3 protein-coding genes and 2 pseudogenes are annotated in these 5,628 nt (G+C 70.5%); 1 reads left to right on the forward strand and 4 read right to left on the reverse strand.

The features are described 5' to 3' along the window. Positions 1-613: pseudogene (locus tag O3Q52_RS47885) on the forward strand (hypothetical protein); the annotation flags it as partial. Between the two features lie 144 nt (positions 614-757). Here the strand turns inward: O3Q52_RS47885 and O3Q52_RS47890 are convergent. The 4 genes and pseudogenes from O3Q52_RS47890 to O3Q52_RS47905 all read right to left on the reverse strand — a co-directional run. Continuing rightward, entirely contained in the window at positions 758-1,738 is a 981-nt protein-coding gene (locus tag O3Q52_RS47890; protein WP_269654745.1) for an acyl-ACP desaturase, read from the reverse strand. 214 nt (positions 1,739-1,952) lie between these two features. Next, positions 1,953-2,729 (reverse strand): dimethylargininase, encoded by a 777-nt coding sequence (gene ddaH, locus O3Q52_RS47895; RefSeq protein WP_269654746.1) that lies wholly within the window; start codon positions 2,727-2,729, stop codon positions 1,953-1,955. Positions 2,730-2,977: 248 nt separating this feature from the next. Next, the gene (locus O3Q52_RS47900) at positions 2,978-5,341 is read right to left on the reverse strand and encodes an excinuclease ABC subunit UvrA (protein WP_269654747.1); all 2,364 of its coding nucleotides are present in this window, start codon (positions 5,339-5,341) and stop codon (positions 2,978-2,980) included. Between the two features lie 10 nt (positions 5,342-5,351). Beyond that, positions 5,352-5,628 (reverse strand): annotated as a pseudogene (locus O3Q52_RS47905) (ABC transporter ATP-binding protein); the annotation flags it as partial.

The raw sequence follows: 5,628 nt of genomic DNA on the forward strand, positions 1-5,628 counted from the left end.
CGCCATCGCCCCCGGCGGCGGGAGAGGGCTGGGCCGGGCGCACTCCCTGGCGCCCGCCGAGGCCGGCGCCGGCGCCGGCGCTTTCGTCGCCGACGCCGAACCCCGTCGGGACCGCCCCGCCCGTCAACGGGTCGACCACCTCGTCGCCCGGCTGGCCCAGCAGGCCAGGACGGCCGCCGGACCCATCAGGGAAGCGGCCCTCGGGGCAGGTGAGCTGCTCGCGCGCTACGACGGATTCGTACCGCAGGCCGCCACCGTCGCGGCGTTCCATCTCGACCTGGACGCGGAGGCGGAGCGGGTCGACGCGTCCCTGGACCGGCTGGCCGTGCTGACGGAAGGGCGGCCGGTGCTCGCGGCCCGTACCGCCACGGAACTCGCCGCGAGGCTCCGCCGGACGCAGGAGGGCGACGCCGAGACCCTGCTCGGCGCCGCCCAACGGCTGACTGTCCACGGTGGCCACAGCGAGGGACTGCTGGCCACGGCGATCACGGCCACACTCGGCACCCGCACGGGCTGGGCGCCTCAGTGGAGGGCCCAGCTACGAGCCCTGCGCCGCCACCCACACCCCGACGTCCGGGACGCGGCACTGGCACAGATGACGGCGTACGAGTGACACGGATTCGATGGCGAGGTCCCGCTGGGAGCGCCCCGTGAGGGGCGCGGGGCTGTGTCGATATGCGGCTCCGCCGCGTGGGCGCGATCAACCCAGGACGGCCGGCAGCCAACAAGCCAGCCGCACCCGCCCGAAGCCCACCGGCTATACGGCGGCAGCCCTCGCCGCCATCCGCGCCTTGCGAGCCGCGAGCTTCTCGTCGAACTTGGCGGCCTCGGCGTCGAGCCCGCCCATGTAGAGACCGAGCTCTTCCTGGGCCTTGAGGCCCTCGGGACCCAGACCGTCGATCTGCAGGACCTTGAGGTGACGCAGCACCGGCATCAGCACGTCGTCGTGGTGGATCCGCATGTTGTAGACCTCGCCGATCGCCATCTGCGCGGCGGCCCGCTCGAAGCCGGGCATGCCGTGCCCGGGCATCCGGAACTGGACGACGACGTCCCGCACGGCCTGCATGGTCAGGTCCGGGGCAAGCTCGAACGCGGCCTTGAGGAGGTTGCGGTAGAAGACCATGTGCAGGTTCTCGTCGGTCGCGATGCGCGCCAGCATGCGGTCGCAGACGGGGTCGCCCGACTGGTGGCCGGTGTTGCGGTGCGATACGCGGGTCGCGAGCTCCTGGAAGGCGACGTACGCGACGGAGTGCAGCATCGAGTGGCGGTTGTCCGACTCGAAGCCCTCGCTCATGTGCATCATGCGGAAGGCTTCGAGCTGGTCCGGGTCCACGGCGCGCGACGCGAGCAGGTAGTCGCGCATCACGATGCCGTGGCGGCCCTCCTCGGCGGTCCAGCGGTGCACCCAGGTGCCCCAGGCGCCGTCGCGGCCGAAGAGGGAAGCGATTTCGTGGTGGTAGCTGGGCAGGTTGTCCTCGGTGAGGAGGTTCACGACCAGCGCGATGCGGCCGAGCTCGGTGACCTTGGACTGTTCCTTGTCCCAGGCCTCGCCGTCCTCGAAGATGCCGGGGAAGTTGCGGGCGTCGGACCAGGGCACGTACTCGTGCGGCATCCAGTCCTTGGCGACCTTCAGATGACGGTTGAGCTCGGTCTCCACCACTTCTTCCAGCGCGTACAGCAGCCGTGCGTCGGTCCAGTCGGAGGACGGGCTGCCGAGATGGGGAGAAGTGATCGTCACGGGGGCTCCAGGGGGACGTAAATGCTGAGCGTTCACACAACCTACGGCATCGTAGGCTACGTATCCGTAGGTTACGATGCCGTAGGTTAAGCCCGACGTAAAGAGCCCTGATCAGCAACGATCTCTCCGGAGATCGGGAAGAGTCGCCTCCCCGAGTCGCCCACGTGGCGGACACGCAGGTCCCGGGGGGCGAACAGGCGTCCTGGTCGTTCGTTCAGGCGTACAGCCCCCTGAGCCGGACCGAGAGGCATGTCACACAGCCTTCGAGCTTCTCGAACTCGCTGATGTCGACGAGGACGGGCTCGTGGCCGAGATCGGCGAACAGTTCGGCGGTCTTGGGCGCGCTGGCCGCCATCAGCAGCTTGCCGCCGCCGAGGAGCACCACGTGGGCGCCGGACTCCTCCGGCACTCCGAGGAAGCGCGGGAAGATCGACGGGGTGTCCACCAGCGGCTCGTGCCCGACGACCGTGCCGTCCGGGAGCGCGGTGACGGCCGATTTCAGGTGCAGCACCTTGCTCACCGGTACGGCGACGACTCGGGCGCCGAGCGGTTCGAAGGCGGCCCGCAGCTGCTGGATGCCGGCCCCGTTGGTCCGTCCGCCCCGGCCGACGTAGATCGTGTCGCCGACCTTCAGGACGTCGCCGCCGTCGAGCGTGCCCGGCTCCCACACCCAGTTCACCGAGCAGCCGAGCCGCGCCACGGTCTCCTCGACCCCGGCGGTCTCGCCACGGCGTGACTCCGCGCCGGAGCGACCGATCAGCGCCACGTTGCGGTAGACGACCACCGCGTCCTCCACGAACACGGAGTCCGGGCAGTCGTCGGCCGGCTCCACATCGACGGTCTCCCAGCCGTGCGTACGCAGCGCCTCCGCGTACGCCTCCCACTGTTCGACCGCCAGGTCGACGTCGATCTTCGTGCGTTCGATGTGCGTGACCAGACCCTCGGCCAGGCGGGGGCTCGGGCGGCGGATGAGGGCTTTCTGGCTGGGCACGTGCGTGTCTCCGTCTCGGCCGGGTGTGTCCCCGCACATCATGCAGCCCATGCCGGAGTCACAACAGCCCCCTGAGTGCGGGCCTGGAGAGGGGGTTGTGTGGGGGTGGGAGGTGCCCTGTCCGATATGGGCGGGGATCGCGGACGCGCGCCCCATCAGGGGCGCGGGGCCGTGACATTCTGCGGCTCCGCCGCGTGGGCGCGACCAGCCCCCACCGGCCCGCACCCTTCGACAACCCAGTAATCCCCTCAGTCACCCCGAGCGGACCCCTGCCCCACGAACCGCCGCAGGTGCTCCGCCGTGAACGAGCCCTCCGCGTCCAGAAGCTGCCCCGGCGTCCCCTCGAAGACGACCCGGCCACCCTCCTTGCCGCCGTCGGGCCCCAGGTCGATGACCCAGTCGGCGTGGGCGACGACGTCGAGGTTGTGCTCGACGACCAGGACGGTGTTGCCCGCGTCGACCAGCCGGTCGAGGAGGGCGAGCAGGCCGTCGACGTCCGACATGTGCAGGCCGGTCGTCGGCTCGTCGAGGACGTACACCGCCCCCGTCCGGTGGAGCCGGGTCGCGAGCTTGATGCGCTGCCGTTCCCCGCCGGAGAGCGTGGACAGCGGCTGACCTAGCGTCAGATATGTGAGCCCCACGTCCCGTAGAGCCCGCAGGCGGCGGCGTACGCCCGAGTCCTCGAAGAAGCCCAGGGCCTGATCGGCCGTCATCTCCAGAACGTCGACGATGGAGTTGCCGCCCACGGTCAGCCGCAGCACCTCGTCCTTGAAGCGCCGCCCCTCGCAGTCGGGGCAGATCGTGGTCACCGGGTCCATGAACGCGAGGTCGGTGTAGCTGACCCCGCGCCCCTGACAAGTCCCGCACGCGCCCTCGGAGTTGAAGCTGAACAGGCCCGGCTCCACGCCCGTCTCCCGCGCGAAGATCTTCCGTACGGTGTCCATGACGCCGAGGTACGTCGCCGGAGTGGACCGAGCCGAGATGCCGATGGACGACTGGTCGACGACCACGGCGTCCGGGTGCGCGGCCGTGAACTCCTTCGAGACGAGCGTGCTCTTTCCCGAACCGGCGACACCGGTCACCGCGGTCAGTACCCCCGTGGGGAACTCGACCGTCACGTCCCGCAGGTTGTGCAGGCCGGCGCCCTTCACCCAGAGCCCGCCGGTGGCCGTCCGTGTCCGCCGCTTCACCTCGGTGCGGCGGCGCAGACAACGGCCCGTCGGGGTGTCGGCCGAGGCCAGCTCGCCGGGCGTCCCCTCGAAAACGACCCGGCCGCCGTCCGCCCCCGCGCGCGGCCCCATGTCGACGATGTGGTCGGCGAGGGCGATGACGTCCGGGTCGTGCTCGACGACCAGCACGGTGTTCCCCTTGTCCCGCAGGCGCAGCAGCAGGTCCCCGAGCCGCCCCACGTCACGCGGGTGCAGCCCGACGCTCGGCTCGTCGAAGATGTACGTCATCCCGGTCAGGCTCGACCCGAGGTGCCGGACCATCTTCAGCCGCTGTCCCTCCCCGCCGGACAGCGTCGAGGTCTCCCGGTCCAGGCTGAGATAGCCGAGCCCGATCGCCTCGATCCGCTCCAGCGAGGCCACGGCGGCGGCCGCGACCGGTGTGGCGACCGGGTCGTCGATGTCCTTCAGTACGGGGATCAGGTCGCTGATCTGCATCCGGGTGCAGTCGGCGATGGACAGGCCGGGCCGCCCGGCCGGCCCCGTGCCGATCCGGGTGGCGAGTGCCGCCTCGTTCAGCCGCGCGCCCCGGCACCCCGGGCAGGGCCCCTCCGTCATATAGCCCTGCACCTGGTCACGCGTCTTCTGGCTCAGCGCGGACAGGTCCCGCTTGAGATACAGCCGCTCGAAACGGTCGGCGAGCCCTTCGTAGTCGGTGTTCCAGGTGCCGCCCGAACCGCTGATGGTGACCTTGCTGCCGGGCCGCCCGCGCAGCAGGAACTCCCGCTCGGCCGTGGTGAATTCACGTACGGGCCTGTGCGGGTCCAGTTCGGTGGTGTTGGTGTACCCCTGCCCCTGCCAGGTCCCCGCGGCGAACGGCGGGAAGAGGATCGCGCCGTCGGCCAGGGACAGGTCCGGGTCCAGGATGCGGTCCCAGTCGGGCCGGACCGTGCGCCCGAGGCCGTCGCACTCGGGGCACATGCCCGACGGATCGTTGAACGAGTACGCGGTGGCCGGGCCCGCGCTCGGACTGCCGTGCCGCGAGAACAGCACCCGGATCACCGAGTACACGTCCGTCATCGTGCCCACCGTCGACCGGGAGTGGCCGCCGACCGGCTTCTGGTCGACGACGATCGCGGGCGAGAGGTCCTCGATGGCCTCCGCGTGCGGCCGCTCGTACTTCGGCAGCCGGTTGCGGACGAACCAGGTGAAGGTCTCGTTCAGCTGGCGCTGCGACTCGACCGCGATCGTGTCGAAGACGACCGACGACTTCCCCGACCCCGACACGCCGGTGAAGACCGTGAGCCGGCCCTTCGGGATGCGAAGGGTCACGTCCTGGAGGTTGTTCTCACGGGCCCCGACCACCCCGATGAACGAGTGCGTACCGGAAGCGGGCTGGTCAGGGCCGGTGACGGGCTGATGTGTACCGGTGGTGAACTGGCTCATGCCGCCGAAGCTAGCCGGGATACCCGACAGCTTCTGGCGTGATTTCCTTGAGTTCTCCTTCCAGCAGCAGCCAGCGGGTGATCCCGATCGACTCCAGGAACGGCACGTCGTGACTGGCCACGATCAGCGCTCCCTCGTACGACTCCAGGGCCGTGGTGAGCTGCCGCACGCTCGCCATGTCGAGGTTGTTGGTCGGCTCGTCCAGCATCAGGACCTGCGGCGCGGGCTCGGCGAGCATCAGCGCGGCCAGCGCCGCCCGGAAGCGTTCGCCGCCGGAGAGCGTCGCA

Source organism: Streptomyces sp. ActVer (genome assembly GCF_027270795.1).
Lineage (GTDB): Bacteria > Actinomycetota > Actinomycetes > Streptomycetales > Streptomycetaceae > Streptomyces > Streptomyces umbrinus_A.

Bases quoted from the DNA above. Each gene is read 5' to 3' on its own strand.
- O3Q52_RS47900 (WP_269654747.1), bottom strand. From the start codon at position 5,341: ATGAGCCAGTTCACCACCGGTACACATCAGCCCGTCACCGGCCCTGAC.